General features: G+C 66.5%; 27 protein-coding genes. 16 read left to right on the top strand and 11 right to left on the bottom strand.

Features of this window, described 5'->3' with window-relative positions:
- From K3U93_RS03535 to K3U93_RS03525, 3 genes are all read left to right on the top strand, one after another.
- Positions 1–801 (top strand): NAD(P)-dependent oxidoreductase, encoded by an 801-nt coding sequence (locus tag K3U93_RS03535; RefSeq protein WP_083009205.1) that lies wholly within the window; start codon positions 1–3, stop codon positions 799–801.
- A 105-nt stretch (positions 802–906) separates the two neighbouring features.
- Complete coding sequence (locus tag K3U93_RS03530; protein ID WP_071509737.1) at positions 907–2,112, top strand: cytochrome P450; 1,206 nt, start codon at positions 907–909, stop codon at positions 2,110–2,112.
- A gap of 10 nt (positions 2,113–2,122) precedes the next feature.
- Positions 2,123–2,314, top strand: coding sequence for a ferredoxin (locus tag K3U93_RS03525; RefSeq protein ID WP_071509738.1), 192 nt, complete (start codon positions 2,123–2,125; stop codon positions 2,312–2,314).
- Here the strand turns inward: K3U93_RS03525 and K3U93_RS03520 are convergent.
- The 9 genes from K3U93_RS03520 to K3U93_RS03480 all read right to left on the bottom strand — a co-directional run bounded on the left by K3U93_RS03520 (position 2,304) and on the right by K3U93_RS03480 (position 10,506).
- Complete coding sequence (locus K3U93_RS03520) at positions 2,304–2,507, bottom strand: ferredoxin (protein ID WP_071509739.1); 204 nt, start codon at positions 2,505–2,507, stop codon at positions 2,304–2,306. The two genes, K3U93_RS03525 and K3U93_RS03520, sit on opposite strands and share 11 nt — an antisense overlap.
- Positions 2,504–3,778 (bottom strand): cytochrome P450, encoded by a 1,275-nt coding sequence (locus K3U93_RS03515; RefSeq protein ID WP_071509740.1) that lies wholly within the window; start codon positions 3,776–3,778, stop codon positions 2,504–2,506. Before K3U93_RS03515 ends, K3U93_RS03520 begins: the two co-directional genes overlap by 4 nt.
- A 196-nt stretch (positions 3,779–3,974) precedes the next feature.
- Positions 3,975–4,502, bottom strand: coding sequence for a hypothetical protein (locus K3U93_RS03510; protein ID WP_071509741.1), 528 nt, complete (start codon positions 4,500–4,502; stop codon positions 3,975–3,977).
- The gene (locus K3U93_RS03505) at positions 4,499–5,113 is read right to left on the bottom strand and encodes a TetR/AcrR family transcriptional regulator (RefSeq protein ID WP_071509742.1); all 615 of its coding nucleotides are present in this window, start codon (positions 5,111–5,113) and stop codon (positions 4,499–4,501) included. Before K3U93_RS03505 ends, K3U93_RS03510 begins: the two co-directional genes overlap by 4 nt.
- A gap of 112 nt (positions 5,114–5,225) precedes the next feature.
- A complete protein-coding gene (locus K3U93_RS03500) occupies positions 5,226–6,374 on the bottom strand; it encodes a thiolase family protein (protein WP_071509743.1) in 1,149 nt (382 codons plus the stop codon).
- 2 nt (positions 6,375–6,376) lie between these two features.
- Positions 6,377–7,189, bottom strand: a complete 813-nt coding sequence (locus K3U93_RS03495) for an enoyl-CoA hydratase/isomerase family protein (protein ID WP_071509744.1) — start codon at positions 7,187–7,189, stop codon at positions 6,377–6,379.
- Positions 7,186–7,947, bottom strand: coding sequence for an SDR family NAD(P)-dependent oxidoreductase (locus K3U93_RS03490; protein WP_071509745.1), 762 nt, complete (start codon positions 7,945–7,947; stop codon positions 7,186–7,188). The genes K3U93_RS03495 and K3U93_RS03490 overlap by 4 nt, the downstream gene beginning before the upstream one ends.
- Positions 7,947–9,113, bottom strand: coding sequence for an acyl-CoA dehydrogenase family protein (locus tag K3U93_RS03485; RefSeq protein WP_071509746.1), 1,167 nt, complete (start codon positions 9,111–9,113; stop codon positions 7,947–7,949). Before K3U93_RS03485 ends, K3U93_RS03490 begins: the two co-directional genes overlap by 1 nt.
- A gap of 94 nt (positions 9,114–9,207) precedes the next feature.
- Positions 9,208–10,506 carry an amidohydrolase family protein gene (locus tag K3U93_RS03480; RefSeq protein ID WP_071509799.1) on the bottom strand — a complete coding sequence of 433 codons (1,299 nt, stop codon included), beginning with the start codon at positions 10,504–10,506 and terminating at the stop codon, positions 9,208–9,210.
- A gap of 348 nt (positions 10,507–10,854) precedes the next feature.
- Between K3U93_RS03480 and K3U93_RS03475 the strand changes: the two genes are divergently transcribed.
- The 8 genes from K3U93_RS03475 to K3U93_RS03440 all read left to right on the top strand — a co-directional run bounded on the left by K3U93_RS03475 (position 10,855) and on the right by K3U93_RS03440 (position 17,015).
- Complete coding sequence (locus K3U93_RS03475; protein ID WP_071509747.1) at positions 10,855–11,400, top strand: carboxymuconolactone decarboxylase family protein; 546 nt, start codon at positions 10,855–10,857, stop codon at positions 11,398–11,400.
- 5 nt (positions 11,401–11,405) lie between these two features.
- Positions 11,406–12,686, top strand: a complete 1,281-nt coding sequence (locus K3U93_RS03470; protein WP_071509748.1) for an aromatic ring-hydroxylating oxygenase subunit alpha — start codon at positions 11,406–11,408, stop codon at positions 12,684–12,686.
- On the top strand, positions 12,670–12,993 hold the full coding sequence (locus K3U93_RS03465) for a hypothetical protein (RefSeq protein ID WP_071509749.1): 324 nt from the start codon (positions 12,670–12,672) through the stop codon (positions 12,991–12,993). Before K3U93_RS03470 ends, K3U93_RS03465 begins: the two co-directional genes overlap by 17 nt.
- A 3-nt stretch (positions 12,994–12,996) precedes the next feature.
- Positions 12,997–14,211, top strand: coding sequence for a metal-dependent hydrolase family protein (locus K3U93_RS03460; RefSeq protein ID WP_071509750.1), 1,215 nt, complete (start codon positions 12,997–12,999; stop codon positions 14,209–14,211).
- A complete protein-coding gene (locus tag K3U93_RS03455) occupies positions 14,195–14,614 on the top strand; it encodes a nuclear transport factor 2 family protein (RefSeq protein WP_071509751.1) in 420 nt (139 codons plus the stop codon). Before K3U93_RS03460 ends, K3U93_RS03455 begins: the two co-directional genes overlap by 17 nt.
- Positions 14,611–15,699 carry an acyl-CoA dehydrogenase family protein gene (locus tag K3U93_RS03450; protein WP_071509752.1) on the top strand — a complete coding sequence of 363 codons (1,089 nt, stop codon included), beginning with the start codon at positions 14,611–14,613 and terminating at the stop codon, positions 15,697–15,699. Before K3U93_RS03455 ends, K3U93_RS03450 begins: the two co-directional genes overlap by 4 nt.
- Before the next feature lie 63 nt (positions 15,700–15,762).
- On the top strand, positions 15,763–16,524 hold the full coding sequence (locus K3U93_RS03445; RefSeq protein ID WP_083009502.1) for an acyl-CoA dehydrogenase family protein: 762 nt from the start codon (positions 15,763–15,765) through the stop codon (positions 16,522–16,524).
- Positions 16,525–16,745: 221 nt separating this feature from the next.
- Positions 16,746–17,015: a DUF4190 domain-containing protein gene (locus K3U93_RS03440; RefSeq protein ID WP_071509754.1), complete on the top strand. Its 270-nt coding sequence runs from the start codon at positions 16,746–16,748 to the stop codon at positions 17,013–17,015.
- A 139-nt stretch (positions 17,016–17,154) separates the two neighbouring features.
- Here the strand turns inward: K3U93_RS03440 and K3U93_RS03435 are convergent, their stop codons facing one another.
- Positions 17,155–18,330 carry an acyl-CoA dehydrogenase family protein gene (locus K3U93_RS03435; RefSeq protein ID WP_071509755.1) on the bottom strand — a complete coding sequence of 392 codons (1,176 nt, stop codon included), beginning with the start codon at positions 18,328–18,330 and terminating at the stop codon, positions 17,155–17,157.
- Positions 18,331–18,526: 196 nt separating this feature from the next.
- Between K3U93_RS03435 and K3U93_RS03430 the strand changes: the two genes are divergently transcribed.
- The 3 genes from K3U93_RS03430 to K3U93_RS03420 all read left to right on the top strand — a co-directional run bounded on the left by K3U93_RS03430 (position 18,527) and on the right by K3U93_RS03420 (position 21,458).
- Positions 18,527–19,177: a TetR/AcrR family transcriptional regulator gene (locus K3U93_RS03430; protein ID WP_071509756.1), complete on the top strand. Its 651-nt coding sequence runs from the start codon at positions 18,527–18,529 to the stop codon at positions 19,175–19,177.
- Between the two features lie 202 nt (positions 19,178–19,379).
- Entirely contained in the window at positions 19,380–20,582 is a 1,203-nt protein-coding gene (locus tag K3U93_RS03425) for a cytochrome P450 (RefSeq protein WP_071509757.1), read from the top strand.
- Between the two features lie 24 nt (positions 20,583–20,606).
- On the top strand, positions 20,607–21,458 hold the full coding sequence (locus K3U93_RS03420; RefSeq protein ID WP_071509758.1) for a mycofactocin-coupled SDR family oxidoreductase: 852 nt from the start codon (positions 20,607–20,609) through the stop codon (positions 21,456–21,458).
- 41 nt (positions 21,459–21,499) lie between these two features.
- On the opposite strand, the gene mdlC is transcribed toward K3U93_RS03420, so the two are convergent.
- A complete protein-coding gene (mdlC, locus tag K3U93_RS03415; RefSeq protein WP_083009202.1) occupies positions 21,500–23,101 on the bottom strand; it encodes a benzoylformate decarboxylase in 1,602 nt (533 codons plus the stop codon).
- Between the two features lie 338 nt (positions 23,102–23,439).
- On the opposite strand from mdlC, the gene K3U93_RS03410 reads away from it, so the two are divergent.
- Positions 23,440–23,655, top strand: coding sequence for a helix-turn-helix domain-containing protein (locus K3U93_RS03410; RefSeq protein WP_071509760.1), 216 nt, complete (start codon positions 23,440–23,442; stop codon positions 23,653–23,655).
- 35 nt (positions 23,656–23,690) lie between these two features.
- Positions 23,691–24,509: an SDR family NAD(P)-dependent oxidoreductase gene (locus K3U93_RS03405; protein ID WP_071509761.1), complete on the top strand. Its 819-nt coding sequence runs from the start codon at positions 23,691–23,693 to the stop codon at positions 24,507–24,509.
- The last annotated feature ends 45 nt before the right edge of the window (positions 24,510–24,554 follow it).

Below are 24,554 nucleotides of genomic sequence, written 5' to 3'. Positions count from 1 at the left end.
GTGACGGTCGGGTTCATCGGCGCGGGACGGATGGGACGCCCGATGGTGGCCCGTCTCGTCGGGGCCGGCCACCACGTCCGGGCGCTGGGCCGGACGGCCGAACAGCGCCGCGAGCTCGAGCGGCTGGGCGCCAACGCGGTGAACGAGGTGACCGAAGCCGGCGCGCGGGCCGACGTCGTGGTGGTCTGCGTGTTCACCGACGAACAGGTCCGGCGGGTCTGCCTGGACAGCGCGCTGCTGCCGACGATGCCGTCCGGTTCGACGCTGGTGGTGCACACCACCGCAAGCCCGAAAACGATCGAGGCCGTCGCCGCCCGCGCCGGCCACATCGAGGTGGTCGACGCGCCGGTCAGCGGCGGCCCGCACGACATCGCGGCCGGCACGCTGACGCTGTTCGTCGGCGGCACCGACGGCGCCGTGGCGCGCGTGCGACCGGTGCTGGCCTGCTACGGCGACCCGGTGCTGCACGTCGGCCCGGGCGGCGCCGGCCAAAAGGTGAAGCTGGTCAACAACGCGCTGTTCGCGGGTCACATCGGGCTGCTCGCCGAGTCGATCCGGCTGGGCGGGCGGCTCGGCATGCCGGAGTCGGCCCTGCTGGCCGCGCTGCCCCACGGCAGCGCAACCAGCCGGGTGCTGGACATCGTCGCGGCACGCGGTTCCGTCGCGTCGTTCATCGAGGTAGCCGGCGAGTTCGTCGGCAAAGACGTGGCGGTCGCTCGCGGCATCGCCGAGGAACTCGGCAGCGATCTCGGCGCGCTGGATGACGTCATCGAGGTCATCGGCGTCACCGGGAAGGTTTGAGATGGCGGCGTTTTGGTCTTTCCGGTTCGTCATGAAAGAGTTACCGTTAGCGTTACAGTCAGCCACTCCGCTGTAACGGTTCAGCCCGCCGCTGAGGAGGATGCAGTGACAAAACCGAAGGTCGTCTTCGATCCGTTCTCCGAGGACTTCTTCAACAGTCCCTACGAGACGTATCGCCGGATGCGCGAGGAAGCGCCCGTCTACTACGACGAGAAATACGACTTCTACGCGCTCACCCGGCACGAGGACGTGGCGGCGGCGTTCAAGGACTACGAAACGTACTCGTCGGCGCGCGGAGTCGACCTGGCGATGGTGCGGTCCGGTGTACAGCCGAATCCGAAGTCGATCATCTTCATGGACCCGCCCGAGCATCGCAACATGCGCAGCCTGCTCAACAAGGTGTTCACGCCGCGCGCGATCCAGTCCCAGAAGGAGATGGTCACCGAGACCATCGAGCGGTTCCTCAACGCCGCCAACCCCGATCGGTTCGACGTCGTGCAGGATTTCTCGGCACCGTTTCCCGTCGAGGTGATCACCACGATGCTTGGGGTGGCCCCGCAGCATCGCCAGCAGATCCGGATATGGATCGACGAGACCCTGTCCCGTGAGCCCGGCCAGGTCGAGGTGGGTGAGGCCGGCCTGCAGGCGAGCATCGAGACGGGGTTGTTTTATTACAACCTGATCCAGCAGCGCCGTGCCGAGCTGGGTGACGATCTGTTCAGCAAGCTGCTCACCGCCGAGATCGAGCGGGAGAATGGCGAGCTGAGCAACCTGGACGATGTCGAAATCGCCGGTTTCGCAACGCTGTTGGGCGGCGCCGGCGCCGAGACCGTGACCAAGCTGGTCGGCAACGCCGCGGTGGTGTTCGGCCGCAACCCCGACCAGTGGCAGAAGCTGCTCGACGATCGCAGCAAGATCCCGGCCGCGGTCGAAGAGCTGTTGCGCTACGAGGCGCCGTCCCAGTACAACGTCCGTTGCTCGCTCAAAGAGGTTCACCTGCACGGCGTCACGATTCCGGCGGGCAAGCCGGTGTTTCTGATCGGCGGCTCGGCCAACCGTGATCCCGAAGCGTGGACCGACCCGGACAAGTTCGACGTCGACCGCGACCCGCATGAAGCCATCAACGTCGGCTTCGGCTACGGGATCCACAGCTGCCTCGGCGCGGCCCTGGCCCGCATGGAAAGCGCGATCGCGCTGGAAAAGCTGCTCGACTTCATGCCGCGCTACGAGGTGGACTGGCCCGCATGCAGACGAGTCAACATGCAAAACGTCGCGGGCTGGAAGAACGTGCCAGTGCGCGTGCTGCGGTGAGGAGGCCGCAATGAAAATCGAAGTCGATTGGGACCTTTGCGAAAGCAACGGGGTGTGCATGGGCATCATCCCGGAGGTCTTCCAGCTCGGGGACGACGACATGCTGACCGTCTTGCAACCCGACGTCACGCCGGAGAACGAGGCACAGGTGCGCGAGGCCGTCCGTCAGTGTCCCCGGCAGGCGATCTCGATCAAGGAGTAGCGATCTCGGTCTCGCTGATGGCCTGCTCGGGGCAGCATTCGATGGCCTCTTGGGTTGCCTTCTCCAATTCCGTTGGTACGTCGGATGCTATCGCCACCGCGTACCCGTCGTCGGTCAGGCTGAACACTTCCTCGCAGAGCGTGACACACACGCCGTGACCGCGACAGCGCTGGTCGTCTACCCAGACCTTCATGCCGGCGTGAACTCCAGGTGCAGCTCCGTCAGGCCGCGCAGGATGTAGGTCGGAACGTATTGGTAGCGGCGGTCATTGGCCGGGCCGTGAACGCGCTCGTTGATCCTGATGTCGGACGTCCGGTCGAGCATCCGCTCGATCGCCACGCGGGTTTCGGCACGCGCCAGCGGCGCGCCCGGGCAGCTGTGGATGCCCCGCCCGAACGACAGATGCTGCCGCGCGTTCTTGCGGGCCGGATCGAACGTGGTGGGGTCGTCGAACCGGCGCGGATCACGGTTGGCGGCCGCCTGCAGAATCATGACGGTGGTGCCCGCGGGCAGGTCGATGCCGCCGACGTTGACGGGCACCCGGTTCAAGCGGAAGTCGCCCTTGACCGGGCTCTCGATGCGCAGCGCCTCTTCGATGAAGTTCGGGATCAGGCTGCGATCCCTGCGCAGCTGCTGCTGGATGTCGGGGCGTTCCCCGAGGGTCTGCAGCGCGGCGCCCAGCAGCCGCACGGTGGTCTCCTGGCCCGCCGAAAAGACATTGCACGCGACGCGGGCCACGTCTTCGACGTCGGGAACCGAGCCGTCCGGGAACGTCGCGGTGGCCAGGCCGGTCAGCACGTCGTCGCGCGGCTCACGGCGGCGGTCCCGGACGTAGTCGGCGAAGGTTCCGTAGAGGAACTCAAGCGGGTTGTGCGCCAACGCTTCCTTGCCGGTGCCCCCGACTCCGCCGCCCGAATGCTGGCGGATGTTCGTGACGAACTGATCGCGATCTTCTTCGGGCACGCCCAGCAGGTCGGCGATGACCAGCAGCGTGAAGGGACCCGCGAAGCCCTTGATGAATTCCCCCTGGCCCGGAGCCAGGAACCCATCGAGCGCGCGGTCGGCGAGCACCCACATGGCGTCTTCATTTTCCTTGAGGCGCTTGGGGGTGATCAGCCGCATCAGCAGGGCGCGGTGGTTGGTGTGTGTCGGCGGGTCGAGGGTGGGCAGCTGGTCGCTGAACGGCAGCTCGTCGCGGTGTTGCTCGATCAGCTCGGTCACGTCGTCACCCTCGAGCGGCACCGGAAAGCCGGGAAACGGACCGGTCACCGAGATGCACGACGAGAACGTCTCGGCGTCGTTCAACACGGCGCAGGCCTCGTCCCAACCGGTGACCATGGTGACCCCGTAGTGGTCTTCCCGGGTCACCGGGCACCGCTGACGGAGAGCTTCGTAGTAGGGGTACGGGTTCTCGACGAGCCGGGCATCGCGGAAGAAGTCCATCTCGGTGAAGTCGTTCACCATTTGTTGCTCCGTCCGAATCTCGGTTAGTGAGAATGATCCTCTCAGAGTTGAGTATTACATTTCCACACGGCATGGTCGTCGTCAACGACGGGTGCCGCCGCCGGCCGAGCCCGGCCCGCCGACGGTGAAATGAGCGACGGGGCACGCCGACACGGCGTCGCCGCATTCACATTCGGTGAGGCGCCGGGCCGGACGGTCAGCCGGCGGGAACCAGATCGGCGGCGACCGACGGGCACGCCAGCAGCCCGCTGCGGAACGTTTCGACGTACCCGATCGAGCCGTGCGGCACCCCGCCGACACTCAAGGCGGCCGCCAGCGCCTGGGCCTTGAACGTCTTGGCGGCCATGCTCAGCCGGTGCTGGACCAAGCCAACGCTGCCATTCAGCTCGGCGGGCCAGGTCTCGCCCCACAGCGTCACCTCGGTGACGCCATGATCGAGGGCCTGCAACACGCCTCGCCGCACCCGCGAGTCGCAGCCGACCAGATCCGCCGCGGCCGCCAGGGCCTGGGGGCGGGGCCGGGATTCGACCGAGGCCAAGGCGTCCTCCAGGTCGAGTACCTGGGCCCCGAGGATCTGCAGCGGCCGGTCGTCGGGGTGGTCGGCAAGGTCCGTGAGGAGCACGGTGACGTCCCATCCCGCCATCGCCCGGTCGAAGAGCCACCCGCCGGCGAACCGCACCACGTCGGCGACATCGCTGGCGACGACGTCCAGCCGGTACCTCATGTCTTCTCGCGCGTCTTGGGCGGCGCGAAGTCCCGTGCCAGCGACTCCGCGTACTCCTTGAACACCTCGATCAGCGGTATCGAAGGGTTGAGCAACCATATCGTTTCCATTCCGTGGACGAACGCGAGAATTTCCACCGCCTTGACGGCGGGGTCTAAATCCGTGCGATATCGGCCGTCTGCCTGACCGCGCCGGACGAGCTCGGCGACGATGTCGATCGCTTCGCGCTGTCTGTCCAGCATCCGGTCGTGCAGCGGAGCGTCGGGGAGGATGTTTTCGACGAGCAGCACGGTGAACGTGCCCACCAGTTCGGGAGCCCGGTTGAAGCGATCGGCGACCCGAGCGATCTCGACGAGCAGGTCACCGGCCCGGTCCGCATGGGAGTCGTCGTCGAGGTCACGCGCGTCGAGCACCGCGTGCAGCAGGTGCTCCTTGGATTCGAAGTGGTGCAGCAGGCCCGCGGGGGTGACCCCGGCTTCGCCGGCGATTTGGGCGAGGGTCGTGTTGCGCCAGCCGTTGCGCGTGAGGAGGCGCTGGGCGACGTCGAGGATCCGCTGTTTGCGGTCCTCACCTTTGGCGAGCAACGTGTCGTATCGCCGCGCTTCGGCCACCGAACTCCTCATCGATTGGCGGGCTGAACCAACCTAGTGAATACACAGTAGGTTAGTTTGGGCGCTGTGACAAGGGTCACGTTGGGCCTTATCGAGAGCCTTTCGAGAGCCCTTACGAGACGAGCTCGACGAGGGTGGCGTTGGCCGTGCCGCCGCCTTCGCACATGGTCTGTAGCCCGTAGCGAATCCCGTTGTCGCGCATGTGGTTTGTCAGGCGCGTCATCAGCACCGCACCGGACGCGCCAAGGGGGTGTCCCAGCGCGATCGCGCCGCCGAGCGGATTCAAACGACGCGGGTCCGCTCCCGTTTCCGCGAGCCACGCCAGGGGAACCGGCGCAAAGGCCTCGTTGACCTCGAACGCGCCCACTTCCGGCAGCGAAACGCCGGCCTTCTTCAGCACCTTTTCGGTCGCCGGAATGGGGCCGGTGAGCATGAGCACCGGGTCCGCGCCGGTGACCGCACCCGCGCGGTAGCGCACCAGCGGCGTCAGCCCCAGCCCGACCGCCATCTCCGACGTGGTCACCAGCAGCGCGGCCGCCCCGTCGGAGATCTGGGAGGAATTGCCCGCGTGGATGACGCCGTCGTCGATGAACGCGGGCTTGAGCGCGGCCAGTTTTTCGACGCTGCTGCCCGGCCGAATGCCCTCGTCGGCGGCTATGACGGTTTGGTCATCGGTGAACACCGGCACGATCTGGCCGATGAAGGCGCCGCCGTCCTGGGCCGCGGCGGCGCGTTCGTGGGACTGCACGGAGTACTCGTCGAGCTGGGTGCGGGAGAAGCCCCACTTCTTGGCGATCATCTCCGCCGACAGGCCCTGGTTGAACGAGAAATCGTCATAGCGGGCAAGCACTTTCGGCCCGTAGGGCGTCCCGGTTGCCCTGGCCGCACCGAGCGGGACGCGGCTCATCACCTCGACGCCGCCGGCTACCACGACGTCTTGCTGGCCCGACATCACCGCGTGCACCGCGAAGTCGAGCGCCTGCTGGCTGGAACCGCACGCCCGGTTGACCGTGGTCCCGGGGATGCTCTCGGGCCAGCCCGCGGCCAGCACCGCGTAGCGCCCGATGTTGCTGGACTGGTCGCCGACCTGGGATACGCATCCCCAGATCACGTCGTCGACGATCTCCGGGCCAATGCCGGTCCGTTCCAGCAGTTCGTTGAGGACGACCGCGGACAGGTCGGCGGCGTGCATGCCGGACAACCCGCCGTTACGCTTCCCCACTGCCGTGCGTACCGCCTCGACGATGACTGTCTCACGCATGTTCACTCCGATTGTTGGTCAGATCTCGATAGCGCCCAGCGACCAGTAAACGACGGCTCCCGCCGCTGCGCGAAGGCGGCATAGGCGTCCGCCGCGTCGGCCGTTGCGAAATTGACCGCCTGGGCGCGGGCCTCGTTGGCCAACGCGTCGCGCAGGGTGCGGTCGGTGCCCTCGTTCAGCAGGGCCTTGGACTGGGCGAGCGCGATCGGCGGGCCGGCCGCCAGCCGGCCGGCAAGGTCGTTGACGAAGGCGTCGATCTCGGCGGCGGCCACCACCCAGGTCACCAGGTTGAGGGCGTGGGCTTCCGCGGCGTCGATCGTTTCGGCGAGCAGCGTGAGCCGCTTGGCCTGTTGCAGGCCAACGAGTTTCGGCAACAGCCAGGAACCGCCGAGGTCGATCGACAGGCCCCGCTTGGAAAAGACCTGGGAGAACGTCGATTCCGGCGTCGCTACCACCAAATCGCAACCCAGCGCCAGATTCCATCCGGCGCCGACCGCGACCCCGGTCACCTTGGCGACCGTCGGCATCGGCAGCTCGTGCAGCGCCAGCGCCACGTCGGTCAAGCGCTGCAGCTTGTGTTTGGGATGAACGTCGTCGGGGACCGAGATGTCGGCGCCGGAGCAAAAGCTGCCGCCGGCGCCGGTGATCACCAGCGCGCGCACGCTGCGGTCACGGCCGGCGGCGTCAAGCGCGTCCCGCAACGCGATCCACAGCTCCGGGTTGATCGCGTTCTTGCGGAGCGGACGGTTGAGGGTCAGGGTGCGTACCCCATCGCGGTCCTCCGACAGCAGCACGGGGTCGTCGGCCACGGTCACATCACCATGCCGCCGTCCACCGGCAGCACCTGCCCGGTGATGTAGGACGCGGCGTCGGAGGCGAGGAAGACGAACGCGCCCGCGACCTCCTTGGGTTCGGCCCAGCGCCGCAACGGAATTCGGGCCATCATGTTGGCCGCGAATTTTTCGTTGGTGCGGATGGTCTCTGTCATGCGCGTCGCCGCCAGCGGCGCCAGCGCGTTGACCAGGATGTTGTTGCGCGCCATCTCACGCGCGAGCGACTTGGTGAACCCGATGATGCTGGCCTTGGCGGCGGAGTAGTTCACCTGGCCCAGCGTGCCGGTGATTCCGGCCGACGAGACGACGTTGATGACGCGGCCGGTGCCGTCGGTGGGCAGGAAGCGCAGCGCGGCCTGGGTGCAGTGAAAGGCGCCCATGAGGTGGGTGTCGAGCACCCGGTGGAAGCTTTCGTCGGTGAGGTCGGCGAACATCGCCGGCGCGGTCACCCCAGCGTTGTTGACGAGGATGTGCAGCGTGCCCTCGGTGAGCCCGGCGGCGCGCGCGGCCGCGGCGTCGGCCGCACCGCGGTCGCGGACGTCGAGGGCGATGCTGTCGGCCTTGCCGCCGTCGACGCAAATACGTTGAGCGACAACCGAAGCCGCATCCGCATCGACGTCGCTGACGAGCACCGCGGCACCGGCGGCCGCCAGCGCCCGCGCGACCGCGGCACCGATCCCCCCGCCGGCCCCCGTCACCAACGCCGATCGGCCGGTCAGGTCGAACAGCGGATTGGCCATCAATAGCTCCTCGGCAGTTTCAGGGCGTGGGCTCCCAGGAAGTTCAGGATCATCTCCTGGCTGATCGGCGCGATCTTCATCAGCCGGGCCTCACGGAAGTAGCGCGCGACGTGGTACTCCTCGGCGTAGCCCATGCCGCCGTGGGTTTGCAACGCCCGGTCCGCCGCGGTGAAGCCGGCGTCGGCGCACAAGTATTTGGCCGTATTCGCCTCGCGCCCACAGGGTTTGCCGTTGTCGTACAGCCAGGTTGCCTTGCGCAACATCAACTCGGCGGCATCCAGCCGGGCCAGCGAGTCGGCGAGCGGAAACTGGATGCCCTGGTTCATGCCGATCGGCCGGCCGAAGACCTCGCGGTCGTTGGCGTACTTCACCGCCTTGTCCAGCGCCACCCGCCCGATGCCCAGCGCCTCGGCGGCGATCAGCATCCGCTCCGGGTTCAGACCGTCCAGGATGTAGCGAAATCCCTTGCCTTCCTCGCCAATTCGGTCCTCGACCGGCACTTCCAGGTTGTCGATGAACAGCTCGTTGGAGCTCACGGCGTTGCGGCCCATCTTGCGGATAGGGCGGACGTCGACCCGGTTGCGGTCGAGGTCGGTGAGGAACAGCGTCATCCCGTCGGTTTTCTTGGTCACCTCGTCGTACGCCTGGGTGCGGGTCAGCAGCAGGATCTTGTCAGACTCCATGGCTTTGGAGATCCACACCTTGCGACCGTTGACGACGTAGCGATCGCCGTCGCGCTTGGCGAACGTCGTGATGCGCGAAGTATCCAGCCCCGCACCGGGTTCGGTCACCCCGAAGCAGACATGCACCTCGCCGGTCGCCACCGAAGGCAACGTGCGGGCCTTGAGTTCGTCGGAGCCGTGCACCACCACCGGCTGCATGCCGAAGATCGACAGGTGAATCGAGCTGGCCGCGTTCATGCCGCCGCCGGATTTGGCGACCTCCTCGAGCAACAGCGTGGCTTCGGTGATGCCGAGGCCGTGGCCGCCGTATTCGGTGGGAATCGTCATGCCCAGCCAGCCGCCGTCGGCTATGGCCCGATAGAACTCCGTCGGAAACTCGTGCGCCTGGTCCTTTTCCATCCAGTACTGGTCGTCGAACTTCCGAGCCAACTCGGCGACCGACCGGCGGATCAGCTCCTGGTCGTCGGTCAGCTCGAAATCCATTCCGCGCACCTTTCTTCACCGCGAGCAGTCGCAGAATCGCACGATTGCCGCCCGAACAATGCGATTCTGCGACTGCTCGCCGGGCGCCGGCGACTCAGTCCCTGTTGCCGGTGAGCTCTTTCGCGTTGGCCGCAAAATCCGCGAACGACGAGCCGGACCTGGCATCTTTGTGGTGACTGAGCGCCCGAATGGACACGTCGTGCCCCTCGGCGGCCTTGCGCAGCGCACCGACCGTCGCCTGCTCCCGAGGGACGTGGGTGAAGGGGTCGAACGAGTACCAGCGCATCGCGTTCTCGTGGGTGATCTTGTTGATCTCGTCGTCCGGCACGTTGTTCACCGACAGCACGTCCCAGAGCTCTTCGGGCGCGCCCGGCCACATCGAGTCGCTGTGCGGGTAGTCGGCCTCCCAGGCGATGTTGTCGATCCCGATCATGTTGCGCAGCTGCACGCCAACCTTGTCGCTGATGAAGCACGTCAGGAAGTGGTCGCGGAAAACCTCGCTGGGCAGCTTGCCGCCGAAGTTTTGGTGCGTCCACGTCGAATGCATCTCGAACGTGCGGTCCGCTCGCTCCAGGAAGTACGGGATCCACCCGGTGCCGCCCTCCGAGAGCGCGATCTTGAGGTCCGGGTACTCCTTGATCGGCCGCGACCACAGCAGGTCCGCGGCGGCCTGCACGATGTTCATCGGCTGCAGCGTGATCATCACGTCCATCGGCGCGTCGGGCGCCGTAATCGCCAGCCGGCCCGAGGATCCGATGTGGATGTTCATCACGGTGTTGGTGTCGCACAAGGCTTTCCACAGCGGGTTCCAGTACTCATTGTGGAAGCTGGGGTAACCCATCGCGGCCGGGTTCTCGGTGAAGGTCAGCGCGTGCACGCCCTTCTTGGACACCCGCCGCACCTCCGCGGCGCACGCCTCGGCATCCCAGATCACCGGTATCGCCATCGGGATGAACCGCGCCGGATACGCCCCGCACCATTCGTCGATGTGCCAGTCGTTGTAGGCCTGCACCAGCGCGACCGAGAACTCCGGATCCTCGGTGGCGAACAGGCGCCCGGCGAAGCCGGGGAAGGACGGGAAGCAAATCGAGGCCAGGATGCCCCCGGCGTTCATGTCCTTGATGCGTTCGTCGACGTTGTAGCAGCCCGGCCGGATCTCGTCGAGCCCGGTTGGCTCGATGCCGTACTCCTCCTTCGGCCGGCCGGCGACCGCGTTGAGCGCCACGTTGGGGATGACCGTGTCGCGGAACTTCCACATGTCCGAGCCGTCCGGGTTGTGCACCAGCCGGGGCGCGTCGTCCAGGTATTTCGTCGGCAGATGGTCTTTGAACATGCCCGGTGGCTCGACGGTGTGGTCGTCGACGCTGATCAGGATCATGTCGTCTCTGTTCATGGCCATCCTCTCCCTCGGATCCGTCGGTCTCGCGACCCGCACGGCCGCGGCAAACCACCGGCCAGCGCCAAGATCACTATTTTGAAAACTATCTTCTCGCGAAGCGAGAATCAACATCCAGGGCGGCCGTGCGGGATTCGCATGGCCGGGCCGCACGCTCGGCGACGACGCAAATTGCCCACGCCGCCGCCCGCGCCGGCGTCGGATCGGCGCATGCCCCGGGCGGCCCTCGCCATGCGCGCCACCATTGACCAGCCGACCGAATCGTGCAACTCTATTGGTTGGAAATGAGAATCTGATTCTCTTTGACCGAGAGGTGGTCGAGGGGATCCCGAGAGGACACCGCCGATGCGCCTGCAGCCGCTGCCCGCCGACGAGTGGGACGAGACCGTGCAGCGGTCGCTGTCGGGCATGTTGCCCGCGGAACGCTGCAATCCGCGCGACGCCGGCAACGCGCTTTCGACGTTGGCCAATCACCCGGCGCTGGCCAAGGCATTTCTCCGATTCAACGTCCACCTCCTGTATTCGTCCACGCTGCCGCCGCGCGTCCGCGAACTGGCCATTTTGCGGGTCGCGCATCGTCGCGACTGCGCCTACGAGTGGACCCATCACGTAACGCTGGCCAAGGAGGCCGGATTGCGCGACGACGAGATCGCCGCGGTTCGGCAGGCCGGCGGTGATAGCGCCGGCCTCGAGGCGTTCGAACGCGCGGTGCTGACCGGGGTCGACGAACTCGACGAGAAATCCCAGTTGTCCGACGAGACGTGGGCCGCGCTCGGTGAGCGCCTGAACGACCGCCAGCGGATGGACTTCGTCTTCACGGTCGGCTGCTACACGCTGCTGGCCATGGCTTTCAACACCTTTGGCATAGAACTAGAAGAGGTAGAGAGGTAAGAGCCTTGCCCCACTTCGCGAAACCAGCCGCGGGAAGCTGGACAGAAAACTATCCCGAACTGGGCACCGCGCCAGTCGATTACACCGACTCGGTCGATCCGGCGTTCTTCGAAGCCGAGCGCGACGCCGTCTTCAAGCGCACCTGGCTCAATGTCGGCCGGGTCGAGCGCCTGCCGCGCGCCGGCAGCTATTTCACCAAGGAGCTGCCGTCGGCGGGCCGCGGTATGTCGGTGATCGTCGTCAAGACCAAGGACGGGTCCGTCAAGGCGTTCCACAACATCTGCCGCCACCGCGGAAACAAGTTGGTGTGGAACGACTATCCACACGAGGAGACCTCGGGCACCTGCCGCCAGTTCACCTGCAAGTATCACGCCTGGCGCTACAGCCTGGACGGCGATCTGACCTTTATCCAACAGGAGGACGAGTTCTTCGACGTCGACAAGGGCCAGTACGGACTCGTCCCGGTGCGCTGTGAGGCGTGGGAAGGGTTCATCTTCATCAACTTTGACCGAGACGCGATGCCGCTCGTCGACTACCTCGGGCCGCTGGCCAAAGGCATCGAGGGCTACCCCTTCCACGAGATGACCGAGGTCTACTCGTACAAGGCCGAGGTCGGCAGCAACTGGAAGTTGTTCATCGACGCGTTTGCCGAGTTCTACCACGCGCCGGTGCTGCACCAGGGGCAGTACACCAAGGAAGAAGCCGCCAAAATCATGAAGTACGGCTTCGAGGCGCTGCACTACGAGCTGGCGAGCCCGCACGGGATGATCTCCACGTGGGGCGGTCAGGCGCCGCCCGCGGACCTGAACATGGTGAAGCCCCTGGACCGGGTGCTGCGCAGTGGGCTGTTCGGTCCCTGGGACCGGCCGGAGGTCATCGAGAAGCTCGACAAGCTACCCCCCGGCGTCAACCCGGCGCGGGCACCGCAGTGGGGCATCGATTCGTGGCACTTCTTCCCCAACTTCATGCTGCTGATCTGGGCGCCCGGCTGGTACCTGACCTATCACTATTGGCCGACCGCCGTCGACAAGCACATCTTCGAGACCACACTGTATTTCGTGCCGCCGAGAAACGCGCGCGAACGGTTGGCGCAGGAATTGGCCGCGGTGACGTTCAAGGAGTACGCGCTGCAGGACGCCAACACTTTGGAAGCGACCCAGACCATGATCGGCACCAAGGTCGTCAAGGACTTTCCGCTATGCGATCAGGAAATCCTTCTCCGCCATCTGCACAAGGTGGCCGGAGACTACGTAAAGGAATATAGCAATAATGGCGCTACCGTCTGAATTCGCCGACCTGGAGCCGTATTTGGATTGGGACCTGGCCACCGAGCCCGAGCGCTACGCGAAGCGGCTGGCCTCGACGATGACCGAGATGCAGGCGTTCTACGACGCCGCATTCCCGCGGTTGGACGACGTGATCGCCTACTGTGACAAGTATCCACTGGACGATCTGCCCGAGGACGCGAGGACGCTCATGCACCTGATGCAGTCGCTGGTCATGGTGTCGTTTCCGATCGAAGCGTGGAAGCAGCCGCGGGTCCCCGACAGCGGCGCGGCCTGGGTGGAGCTGATCAAGGAACCGGTGATCTAAGAGGTGTTGACGCTCAAGGCCGCCGGGCTGCTCGACGTCGACACCGGCGAGATCCTGCGGCCCGGCGTCCTGCGGATCGACGGCGAGCGGATAGCCGGTGTCGGTGGTGACGTCGAGGGTGAGCTGATCGATCTCGGTGACCAGATCCTGTTGCCCGGGCTGATGGACATGGAGGTCAACCTGCTCATGGGCGGGCGCGGCGAGAAGCCCGGGCTGTCCCAGGTGCAGGACGATCCGCCGACGCGGGTGTTGCGTGCGGTGGGCAATGCCCGCCGCACGCTGCGTGCCGGGTTCACGACGGTGCGCAACCTCGGGTTGTTCGTCAAGACCGGCGGCTACCTGCTCGACGTCGCGCTGGGCAAGGCCATCGACGCGGGCTGGATCGACGGACCACGGGTGGTGCCGGCCGGGCACGCCATTACACCCACCGGCGGGCATCTGGATCCGACGATGTTCGCGGCCTTCGCGCCGCACGTGCTGGAGCTGACGGTCGAGGAGGGCATCGCCAACGGGGTCGACGAGATCCGCAAGGCGGTGCGCTATCAGATCAAACACGGCGCGCAGTTGATCAAGGTCTGCTGCTCGGGCGGGGTGATGTCGCTGACGGGACCCCCTGGCGCGCAGCACTATTCGGATGAGGAGCTGCGGGCGATCGTCGACGAGGCACACCGGCGCGGGCTGCGCGTCGCCGCGCACACGCACGGCGCCGAGGCGGTCAAGCATGCCGTGGCCGCCGGCATCGACTGCATCGAGCATGGCTTCCTCATCGACGACGAGGCGATCGCGGCGATGGTCGAGCACGGCACGTTTTTGGTATCCACCCGGCGCCTGGCGGAGGGCATGGACGTCTCACACGCCCCACCCGAGCTGCAGGCCAAGGCCGCCGAGATGTTCCCTCGGTCGCGCACCTCGATACTGGCCGCCTACGAGGCCGGTGTGAAGATCGCGGTGGGCACCGACGCCCCCGCGATACCGCACGGCCGCAACGCCGACGAGCTTGTCACCCTTGTCGATTGGGGCCTGCCACCGTTGGCGGTGCTGCGGGCGGCCACGGTGACCGCCGCCGAGCTGATCAACGCGGACGACCGGGGACGGCTCGCGCCGGGCCAGCTCGCCGATATCATCGCGGTGCCGGGAAACCCGTTGGAGGACATCACTGTTACCCAGCATGTCGGTTTTGTCATGAAAGGCGGCAAGGTCTATGTCGACCAGAACTGACGATCTCGTCGAGATCCAGCAGCTGCTCGCCCGCTACGCGGTCACCATCACCCAGGAAGACATCGACGGCCTGCTCGCCGTCTTCACGCCCGACGGAACCTACAGCGCCTTCGGCGACACCTACGGCCTGGACAGGTTCCCGGAGTTGGTGGCCGCCGCGCCAAAGGGCTTGTTTCTCACCGGAACCGCGGCGGTCGACATCGACGGTGATTCGGCGAGCGGCACCCAACCGTTGTGTTTTATCGAGCACGCCACCCACGACATGCGGATCGGCTACTACCGCGACACCTACGCCCGCACCGCCGACGGATGGCGGCTCAAGACCCGCGCCATGACGTTCATCCGCCGCAGCGGCGCGCACGACTCGGGCCGCCCGCATGCCGTGGGCCGTCCCGCGCCGTGAATGTCGAGCGGTTCCGGGCCGACCTGCGTGCGTGGCTCGGCGACCACGACCTGACTCCCGGACCCGACCGCTCGCTAGAGGGCCAGATGCGGCAACTGGCCCGAGTCCACCGGGCGCTCTACGACGCCGATTGGATGCGGTACGGCTGGCCCGTCGAGGTCGGCGGATTGGGCGGCCCCGCGGTGCTTCGCGCGATCGTCGGCGAGGAGGTGGTGGGCCGCAGGCTGGCCGAGCCGGGCCCCTATTCGATGGTCGAGGTGCTCGCGCCCACGATGATCGATTACGCCCCAACGGAACTCGCGGCGGAAATGGTGCCGCGGCTGCTGAGCGGCCGCGAGCAGTGGTGTCAGGGCTTTTCCGAACCGGGGTCCGGCAGCGACCTGGCCTCGCTGTCCACCCGCGCGACGCCCCAGGGGGATAACTGGATTGTCAACGGGCAGAAGGTCTGGACCAGCTTCGCGCAATTCTCCACCCGATGCGTCCTGCTGACCCGCACCGCGCCCGGCCACGACGGAATCACCGCGTTCTTCGTCGACCTGGACACGCCGGGCATCACCGTTCGGCCGCTGCGCACGATGCACGGGGTCGACGAATTCTGCGAGGTCTACTACGACGACGTGGTGATCCCGGCGAGCCGGATGCTCGGCCGGCCGGGAGACGGCTGGCGGCTGGCGATGGACCTGCTGCCCTATGAGCGCTCCACCTGCTTCTGGCAGCGGATCGCCTACCTCTACTCGCGGTTCGACGAACTCCTCGCGGAAGCGCGCGAGGTTGACGAATCCGTGCTTGGCGCGGCATATCTCGCGCTGCATACGGTGCGGTGCCGGTCCCGTGGCACCCAGCACCGGTTGGGCAACGGAGAGCGGCTCGGTCCGGAGACCTCTATCGACAAGGTGCTGCTGGCCACCGCCGAGCAACGGCTCTACGACACCGTTCGCGATCTGCTGCCGGGGACCCTTGAGCTCGACGAGACGGCCTGGCGGCCGGAGTACCTGTACTCGCGCGCGGCGACCATTTATGGCGGTACCGCCGAGATTCAGCGCAACATCATCGCCCGCCGGTTGCTCGACCTCGGGAAGGAGTGAATCGTGGACGCCCCGGCAGACCCCTCGTCACTGCGCCTGCTGGCCGATTCGCTGCGGACGACAATGAGCGCCGCTTCGGGCGCCAAGCTCGATGCCGCGTTGATCGAGCTCGGCTGGCTCGACATGCTGAACGAAATGCCCGATACGGCAATACCTTTGGTGTTCGGACTGCTCGGCGAGACCGGCGCGCACGCCCCCGCGCTCAACGATGTCGTGCTGCGCGCCGCCGGTGCCGCCCCCGGGGCCACGGTGGCGCTGCCGTTCGCGGGCGGCTCCTGGGTGGTGTGGGAGCGCGGCGACGGCCCAAGTTCGGCGCTCGACGGCGAACTGCCAATACATCGTGTGCCGCAAGCGGATCCACTGTCACCGGCCGCGGTGGACGCGGGGCGGCGGGCACTGGCCTGGTGGCTGGTCGGGACCGGCCGGGCGATGCTGTCACTGGCGCGCCAGCATGCCGTGGACCGCGTTCAATTCGGCCGGCGCATCGGCTCGTTTCAGGCGATCCGCCATCGGCTGGCCGAGACATTGGTCGCAATCGAGGGCGCCGAGGCGACCCTGGCCGACGCCGTCGTGCGCCGAGACGACCCGGACGGGCTAGCCAGCCTGCTGGCCAAGGCCGCGGCGGGCCAGGCGGCGCTGACCGCCGCGCGCCACTGCCAGCAGGTGCTGGGCGGCATCGGCTTTACCGCCGAGCACCAGCTGCACCGCCACGTCAAACGGTCGCTGATCCTGGACGGTCTGCTGGGTAGCGCACGGGAATTGACCCGTGAGGCCGGAGTCCTACTGCGCACCAAGGGATCTGCGCCACGGCTCGCCGAGCTGTAGCGGCCGGCTTCCGCCCCATCCGTCACTTGAGTCACCGGAGGACTGGTGGTGGCTCTTTGCCCGCCTCTCCGCGACAATCGCTGGACTGCTTGGGACTGCACCGAACTTGTCGCTATGAGGCGGGCACATCGGCATGGCCCGGGATTCCTGTTACATATGTGAATCCTTAGCAGAAGGGGGCGAACGGACAACCCAAGCCGACCTCCACGTAGACTCGTCTGATGGGTCAGCCGGACGCACCCCGAAACGAGGTCGGCGTCGCTTCGCTGATCCTGGGTTTGGTCTCGCTCATCACATGCTGGCTTCTGATCGGGGTGCCATTCGGCATAGCGGCGGTAATAACGGGTGACATCGCCCGCAGACGCGTGCAGCGCGGCGAAGCGGATAATCCCCGAATCGCGATGGCCGGCATCGTATTAGGGGCGGTGTCGATCGCGGCCGGGCTCGTCGCGATCGGCTACTACTCGTGGATGGACGCCCAAACGGCTTAGTGGGCCTGGTCCGTAAGGGGTTGTTACCCAACCTGCTGGCGCCGATTCTGCCCGAGTGGTGTCGAGCCTGCGCTCAGGGCTGCCAGTGCAGTCTCGGCGCCCGGGCGAGACCACTTGGTCAAATGCCCACTCGCGCGGCCTAATTGCGCGGCATGCCGAGCACTCGTTCGGCGATGATGTTGCGCTGTATTTCGGAGGTGCCGCCGGCGATGGTCGCGGCGAAGCTGCGCGCGTATCGGTCGAACCAGCCGCGGTAGTGGCTGTCCAGGTTCAGCGGGGCGAACGGCGCGGTCACCGCGCGGTACACGAGCCCGTCAGCGCCCGCGGCGTTCAGCGCGTCCTCGGAGGCGCGTTGCAGGGCTTCGGAACCGAGGAGCTTGAGCACCGACTGAGCCGGCACGTCCTCTTCCCCGCGGGCGGCGCGCGCCAGCGCCGCCGATCCCAGCAGCCGCAGCGCGTAGGAGTCCATCACCAGGGTGGCGAAGCGGTCCCGCTCCAGCACACCGGATGGCCCGAAATCCTCGGTCAGTTCGCGCAGCAGATCGGCATATCCCATCCACAGCATGACGCGCTCGTGGCCCAGCGACCCGGTTGCCACCCGCCAGCCGCCGTCGAGCTCACCGACCAGGTTCTCGGCCGGCACGCGCGCGTCGGTGAAGAACACCTCATTGAAGTCGACATCGTCGCCGTCGCACATGGACGCGAACGGACGGCGCACCACGCCGGGGGTGTCGGTCGGGATCAGCAATGCGCTGATGCCCTTGTGTTTTGGCTTGCCCGGATCGGTGCGCACGAACGTCAGCAGCACGTCGGCGTCGTGGGCGCCCGACGTCCACACCTTCTGCCCGTTGACCACGAAGTGGTCGCCGTCAAGCACCGCCCGGGTTTTCAGTGACGCCAGATCCGAGCCCGCGCCGGGCTCGCTCATTCCCAGCGACGCGGTGATCTCGGCCCGCAGGATCGGCACCGCCCATCGCCGCTTTTGCGCTGGCGTGCCAAACGTCAACAACGACGCCGCGATGATGCCCACGCCCTGCGGATTGAAGCTTTGATAGATGCGCCGCCGCCCCAACTCCTCCAGGTACACGTATTGCTGCAATAGCGTGGCGTTGCGCCCACCGAATTCTGGCGGGTTGCCGGGCAGCAGCCAACCGCTATCGAACAGCAGCCGTTGCCAGCGGCGAGCCCACCCCGGGATGTGCGAACTGGACCGCGGCCGCTCGACCGCCTCGGCGTCGGCGGGCAGATGCGCGTCCAGGAAAGCCACGAATTCGACGCGGAACGCCTCGACGTCGGCGTCAAAAGTCAGCTGCACGGCACCCCTCGAAACCCCCTAGCGCTCGCCGGCCATTCCGCTTCTATACACACGTGTAGGAGAATAGTATTCTCGTCGTGAGAAAGTTACAATCTCCGACACGTCGTCCGTGAGGGGGTCGAGCGCAACGATGTCACGGCGTTCTCCGGTAGAGTCCAACCATGTTCTCCCCTCGCGGCAATCATCTGAGCCGTCCGTGACCAGCCCAAGCGAAGAGCCGGCCTGGAAGCAGCGCGCCGTGGAGCGGTCCATCAAGACCGCGAAACTGCGTGCCGCGCAACGTGTTCAGCGCTTTCTCGACGCCGCGCAGGCGATCATCATCGAGAAGGGCAGCACCGACTTTACCGTCCAGGAGGTCGTGGACCGGTCCCGCCAGTCGCTGCGGAGCTTCTACCTACAGTTCGACGGCAAGCACGAGCTGCTGCTCGCGCTGTTCGAAGACGCGTTGAGCCGGTCCGCCGACCAGATCCGCGCCGCCACCGAAAGCCATACCGATCCGCTGGAGCGGCTCAAAGTCGCCGTCGAGCTGTTGTACGAGGCCTCCCGTCCCGACCCGACGGCCAAGCGGCCGTTGTTCACCGACTTTGCGCCGCGGTTGCTGGTCACGCATCCCGCCGAGGTCAAGGTCGCCCACGCGCCGTTGCTGGCGTTGCTGACCGAGCTGATGGAAGCCGCCGACGACGCCGGCAAGTTGCGCGCCGGTGTTAATCCCAAGCGGGTGGCCGCCATGACCATGCAGACGGTCATGTTCATCGCGCAGTCCAGCGGCGGCTCCGACGACGCGACGGTCCATCCCATCACCGCCGACGAGGTGTGGGACTTCTGCTCGCGCGGATTTGTCGGCTAGCGCGCGCCGTTTCGCCACAAGAGCTGAGCAAATAGCGCACATCGTTTGCCCTGCGAGAATTGGATTCTCTAGAATCTAGAACCACAAATAGCCAAAACGGATTCGTCGTTGACACCCGTTGGTGAGTGATGACAGAGTTCACATGCGGCACGACCCGTGGTTCCGGGGGGAACGCGGTCCGGCGAGAGGCGATTGATTACCCGTGACAGTCAGCGCGGCCAGCGAAATCTACTTCGATCCCTACGACGTGGGGCTGAACGCCGACCCGTACCCGATGTTTCGGCGGCTGCGCGAGGAGTCACCGCTGTACTACAACGAGGCGCATGACTTCTACGCGCTGAGCCGGTTCGACGACGTCGACGGCGCGCTGGTCGATTACCAGACCTTCAGCTCGGCGAAGGGCGCGATACTCGAGCTGATCAAGGCCAACATCGCCATTCCGCCGGGTGTGCTGCTGTTCGAGGATCCGCCGATCCACGACGTCCACCGCAAGTTGCTGTCCCGGATGTTCACGCCGCGCAAGATCAACGACCTCGAGCCGAAGATCCGCGAATTCTGCGCTCGCAGTTTGGATCCGCTGGTCGGCACCGACCGGTTCGACTTCGTCGCCGACCTTGGGGCGCAGATGCCGATGCGGGTGATCGGGATGCTGCTGGGCATCCCCGAGGAATACCAGGAGGCCGCGCGGGATCGCGCCAACGCGAACTTGCGCACCGAAGCCGGCAAGCCGATGGACGCCACGGCCGAAAACATGATGGACGGCGAGTTTTTCGGCCAGTTCATCGACTGGCGGGCCGAGCATCCCTCCGACGACATCATGACCGAACTGCTGCACGCCGAGTTCGAGGACGAGACCGGGACCGTCCGCCGGCTCCGCCGCGACGAGCTCCTCATCTATATCAGCGTGGTGTCCGGCGCCGGCAACGAGACCACCACCCGGCTGATCGGATGGGCCGGCAAGGTGCTGGCCGAGCACCCGGACCAGCGGCGTGAGCTGGTAGCGGACCGGTCGTTGATCCCCGCGGCCATCGAGGAATTGCTGCGCTTCGAACCGCCCGCACCACACGTCGCCCGCTACGTCACCCGCGATGTCGAGTACTACGGCCAACGCGTGCCCGCGGGCAGCGTCATGATGATGCTCGTCGGCGCGGCCAACCGCGATCACCGCCAATTCCCGCCGGACGGAGACGTTTTCGACATCCGGCGCGAACCGCATCAACATCTGACGTTCAGCGTCGGCACCCATTACTGCCTCGGCTCGGCGCTGGCTCGTCTCGAAGGCCGCATCGCGCTCGAGGAGATCTTGAGGCGCTTCCCCGAGTGGGACGTCAACCTTACCGAAGCGAAGCTCTCCCCCACTTCCACCGTGCGGGGATGGGAGACAATGCCGGCCGTTCTGGGCTGAGCCATCTGAGGAATTGAGGTAGTCATGACCGGACGTGTCGAGGGCAAGGTCGCTTTCATCACCGGGGCGGCGCGCGGTCAGGGCCGTAGCCACGCGGTGCGGTTGGCGCAAGAAGGCGCCGACATCATTGCCGTCGACATCTGCAAGCCCATCCGCGGGGGCATCGTTGAGGCCACCGCGATCCCGGCGTCGACGCCGGAGGATCTGGCCGAGACCGCCGATCTCGTCAAGGGCCACAACCGCAGAATCTTCACGGCCGAGGTCGATGTGCGTGACTATGACGCGCTGAAGGCCGCCGTGGACAGCGGTGTGGAGCAGCTGGGCCGGCTGGACATCATCGTGGCCAACGCGGGCATCGGCAACGGCGGTGCGACGCTGGACAAAACCAGCGAAGAGGACTGGACGGAAATGATCGACGTCAACCTGTCGGGCGTGTGGAAAACCGTGAAAGCCGGTGTCCCGCACATTCTGGCCGGCGGCCGCGGGGGGTCGATCGTCTTGACCAGCTCGGTCGGCGGGCTCAAGGCCTACCCGCATACCGGCCATTACGTCGCGGCCAAACACGGTGTGGTGGGGCTCATGCGCGCCTTCGCGGTTGAGTTGGGGCAGCACATGATTCGCGTCAACTCCGTGCATCCCACCCACGTGCGGACACCCATGCTGCACAACGAGGGGACGTTCAGGATGTTCCGCCCGGATCTGGAAAATCCGGGCCCCGACGACATGGCCCCGATCTGCCAGATGTTCCACACCCTGCCGATTCCGTGGGTGGAGCCCGAAGACATCAGCAACGCGGTGTTGTTCCTCGCCTCCGACGAGTCCCGCTATGTCACCGGCGTGACCCTGCCCGTCGACGCGGGCGGCTGCCTGAAGTAGTCGGTCGGCGCGACGCCTAATTCCGTGCCGCCCCAATGGATTCAGGCGTCAACGGGGATGGTGCGCGCGTTGATGAGGGTGGGTCGCTCGCGGTCGGCAATGCCGGATTCCACCAGTTCGATGACCTCGTCGGTGGTGCGTGCTTCGTGAGCGTCGACGCCGTAGCTGGCGGCGGTGGCCACGACGTTCAGCCCGGGTAGGTCCAGGCCGGGTACTCCGGCCGTTTTCTCCCACTTGCCGAATTCTTTGAGTACGCCGTATTCGCCATTGGATGCGACCACGATGGTGACCGGGATGCGGTACCGCGCCGCCGTCCACAACGCGGTGATCGCATAGTGCATGGAGCCGTCCCCCATCAACGCCACGACGGGGCGGTCGGGGGCGGCGAGTTGAGCGCCAACGGAGGCGGGCAACCCGAAGCCGAGTCCGCCGCCGGCCGCCGACAAGTGGGAGAACGGCTTACCGGGCCGGATACCGGTGGTGATCGCCAACTCGTTGCTGCCGGCCTCGCTGACCCAGAGCGTCTCCGGCGGTGCGGCGCGCCCGACGGCCGCCCACAATGTCTCCGGCTTGAGGGGTGCCTCGGCGTGCTCGACGTCGGGGATCGGTGCACGCGGCGGCGGGGCGGGCCGCCGGCTTGGTGTGGCCGCGGCGAGCAGGGCCTCGGCGGCGCTGCGCAGGTCGGCGATTATCGCGTCCCCGACCGGTGCGCGGGCGGCTTCGTCGGGGTCATTGGTGATGTGGATCAGGTCTGCACCCGGCGGCAGATAGGGGCCGGGAACCTTGGGGTAGTACCGGAATACCGGCGCTCCGATCACCAGAATCAGATCGCGTCCGGTCAATGCTTGGGAGATCCAGCCCGCACCCGGGGGGAGCATGCCCTGATACAGCGGGTGGTTCTCGGGGAACCCGCTCCACCCGGTCAGCGGGGCCGTCCACACCACCGATCGGGTGCGTTCGGCCAATCCGATGACCGCGTCCCATGCGCCGTAGCGCTCGACATCGCCACCCACGATGAACGCCGGTGAGGCCGCGGCTTCCAAGCGCGCGGAGATCTGATCGGCGAGATCCGCTGGAAATCCAACGGCGTGGGTCACTTTCCGGGCGGACACCGCGGCGATGTCGGCGGCCTGGGTGTCATCGAGTTCTGCTTGCAGGTCGTCCATCGGCAAGGAGACGAACACCGGGCCCATCGGCGGTGTGGTCGCCAGGTGGACGGCATGGGCGAGGACGGCAAGGGTCTCGCTGGCGATCGCCGGTTCGGCCGCCCATTTCACGAAAGGCTTTGGCACCGTGGTGGCTTCGATGTTGGTCAGCAGGCAGTACTGGTTTTGCATGAAGCGGCGCTGGTTTCCCGCCGTGACGATCAGCGGGGTTTTGTTGACGAATGCGTTGTACAGCGCGCCCTGGGCGTTGCCCATGCCCGGCGCGGTGTGCAGATTCACGACAGCGGGGCGGCCGGTGATCTGCGAATAGGCGTCGGCCATTCCCACCGGCACCATCTCCTGCAGGCCCAGCAGGTAACGGAAATCGTCCGGAAAGTCCTCCAACAGGGTCAGCTCCGATGAACCGGGGTTGCCGAACCACGTGGTCAGACCGTGCGATCGGAACAGGTCGATGGTTGCTTGCCTAACGGTACTCATGGCGGGTCCTGTCTGTCCGGGCTCGATGTGTTCGGAGGATCGTCGCGCGGGGATTGGCTCTGGACATTGCCTATCGTCAGCCGCGCCGCGCGAAAGCACAACTGCCAGCGGCCCAATATCGCCCGCCGAGTTGTGCACATGCACACAGCTCGTTGCCGTGCGCGTACAACTGGTCTTCCCAACTCGAGCAGTTCCGTTCGGGCGATACTCGGGCGGCTGCAAATGCTGGTCGTGTTCGCCGACGAAGCCGGCCGCAGGGGGCTCGTCACCGTGCGCGACTTTCTTCCTCACCTGCTGCTGGCTCAATCCCCCGAGATTCCGACGACATAGTCCGGCGCGTGTTCGACTGTGTCGAGGGAGCCGATCGTGCCGCGACGCTGCAGTGCTTGGCAGCCAACAGCTTTGACCGCGGAGCCAGCGCTGCAGAATTGGTTGTCCACCGCAACACCCTGCTTTACCGGCCTCGATCTGCTGAACCCGTCGACCAGAACCTGGTCTACCTCGCGGCCCTGTGGACCCGGATCAATCCTCCATCGACCGCAGTGGTCGAATGACGGTAGTGCGACGACAACCCGGGGTGCTTATCTTTATGAACACATTCGAAGGACGCTCGGCGGTCATCACCGGCGGTGCGAGCGGCATCGGCTTGGCCACCGCCGCCGAGTTCGCGCGCCGGGGAGCCCGTGTGGTGCTCGCCGACGTCGATCAGCCCGCGCTGGACCAGGCCGTGTCGCGGTTGCGCGGCGGCGGGGTTGACGCGCACGGTGTCGTCTGCGACGTCCGGCATCTCGACCAGGTGGTGCACCTCGCGGACGAGGCTTTCCGCCTTCTCGGCCATGTCGACGTCGTGTTCAGCAACGCCGGCATCGTTGTCGCGGGCCCGATCGCGCAGATGACGCACGAGGACTGGCGCTGGGTGATCGATATCGACCTGTGGGGCTCGATCCATGCCGTCGAGGCGTTCGTGCCGCGGTTGCTCAAGCAGGGCACGGGGCACATCGCGTTCACCGCGTCCTTCGCCGGGCTGGTGCCCAACGCCGGCCTCGGGGCGTACGGCGTTGCCAAATATGGTGTCGTCGGCCTGGCCGAGACGTTGGCCCGCGAGCTCAAGGACAACGGCATCGGCGTGTCGGTGCTCTGCCCGATGGTGGTCGAGACCAGGCTGGTCTCCAACTCCGAACGCATCCGCGGCGGGGTGTCGTCCACGCCCGAGGGGGCGTTCGGGCCGCTGCCGGCGCAGGACGACAGCCTGGGCGTGGACGACGTCGCCCGGCTGACGGCCGACGCGATCCTGGCCAACCGCTTGTACGTCCTGCCACACGAGGCCGCCCGGGCCTCAATCCGCCGCCGGTTCGAGCGCATTGACCACACATTCGACGATCAGGCCGCCGAGGGGTGGAAGCACTAATTCGACGGCCCAAGCCGGTAGTTCCCGGTCTGCGGGTCGCGCTCC

Source organism: Mycobacterium malmoense (assembly GCF_019645855.1).
Classification (GTDB): Bacteria; Actinomycetota; Actinomycetes; order Mycobacteriales; family Mycobacteriaceae; genus Mycobacterium; species Mycobacterium malmoense.
Note: the sequence above shows the minus strand (reverse complement) of the source record. Positions and strands in the feature narration are given on the sequence as shown.

Coding starts and splice junctions, on each gene's coding strand:
- K3U93_RS03465 (WP_071509749.1), top strand. CDS start 12,670: ATGGCGCTACCGTCTGAATTCGCCGACCTGGAGCCGTATTTGGATTGG.
- K3U93_RS03520 (WP_071509739.1), bottom strand. CDS start 2,507: ATGAAGGTCTGGGTAGACGACCAGCGCTGTCGCGGTCACGGCGTGTGT.
- mdlC (WP_083009202.1), bottom strand. CDS start 23,101: ATGAGTACCGTTAGGCAAGCAACCATCGACCTGTTCCGATCGCACGGT.
- K3U93_RS03515 (WP_071509740.1), bottom strand. CDS start 3,778: ATGGTGAACGACTTCACCGAGATGGACTTCTTCCGCGATGCCCGGCTC.
- K3U93_RS03455 (WP_071509751.1), top strand. CDS start 14,195: ATGTCGACCAGAACTGACGATCTCGTCGAGATCCAGCAGCTGCTCGCC.
- K3U93_RS03490 (WP_071509745.1), bottom strand. CDS start 7,947: ATGGCCAATCCGCTGTTCGACCTGACCGGCCGATCGGCGTTGGTGACG.
- K3U93_RS03500 (WP_071509743.1), bottom strand. CDS start 6,374: ATGCGTGAGACAGTCATCGTCGAGGCGGTACGCACGGCAGTGGGGAAG.
- K3U93_RS03405 (WP_071509761.1), top strand. CDS start 23,691: ATGAACACATTCGAAGGACGCTCGGCGGTCATCACCGGCGGTGCGAGC.
- K3U93_RS03475 (WP_071509747.1), top strand. CDS start 10,855: ATGCGCCTGCAGCCGCTGCCCGCCGACGAGTGGGACGAGACCGTGCAG.
- K3U93_RS03480 (WP_071509799.1), bottom strand. CDS start 10,506: ATGAACAGAGACGACATGATCCTGATCAGCGTCGACGACCACACCGTC.
- K3U93_RS03420 (WP_071509758.1), top strand. CDS start 20,607: ATGACCGGACGTGTCGAGGGCAAGGTCGCTTTCATCACCGGGGCGGCG.
- K3U93_RS03485 (WP_071509746.1), bottom strand. CDS start 9,113: ATGGATTTCGAGCTGACCGACGACCAGGAGCTGATCCGCCGGTCGGTC.
- K3U93_RS03440 (WP_071509754.1), top strand. CDS start 16,746: ATGGGTCAGCCGGACGCACCCCGAAACGAGGTCGGCGTCGCTTCGCTG.
- K3U93_RS03445 (WP_083009502.1), top strand. CDS start 15,763: ATGAGCGCCGCTTCGGGCGCCAAGCTCGATGCCGCGTTGATCGAGCTC.
- K3U93_RS03525 (WP_071509738.1), top strand. CDS start 2,123: ATGAAAATCGAAGTCGATTGGGACCTTTGCGAAAGCAACGGGGTGTGC.
- K3U93_RS03510 (WP_071509741.1), bottom strand. CDS start 4,502: ATGAGGTACCGGCTGGACGTCGTCGCCAGCGATGTCGCCGACGTGGTG.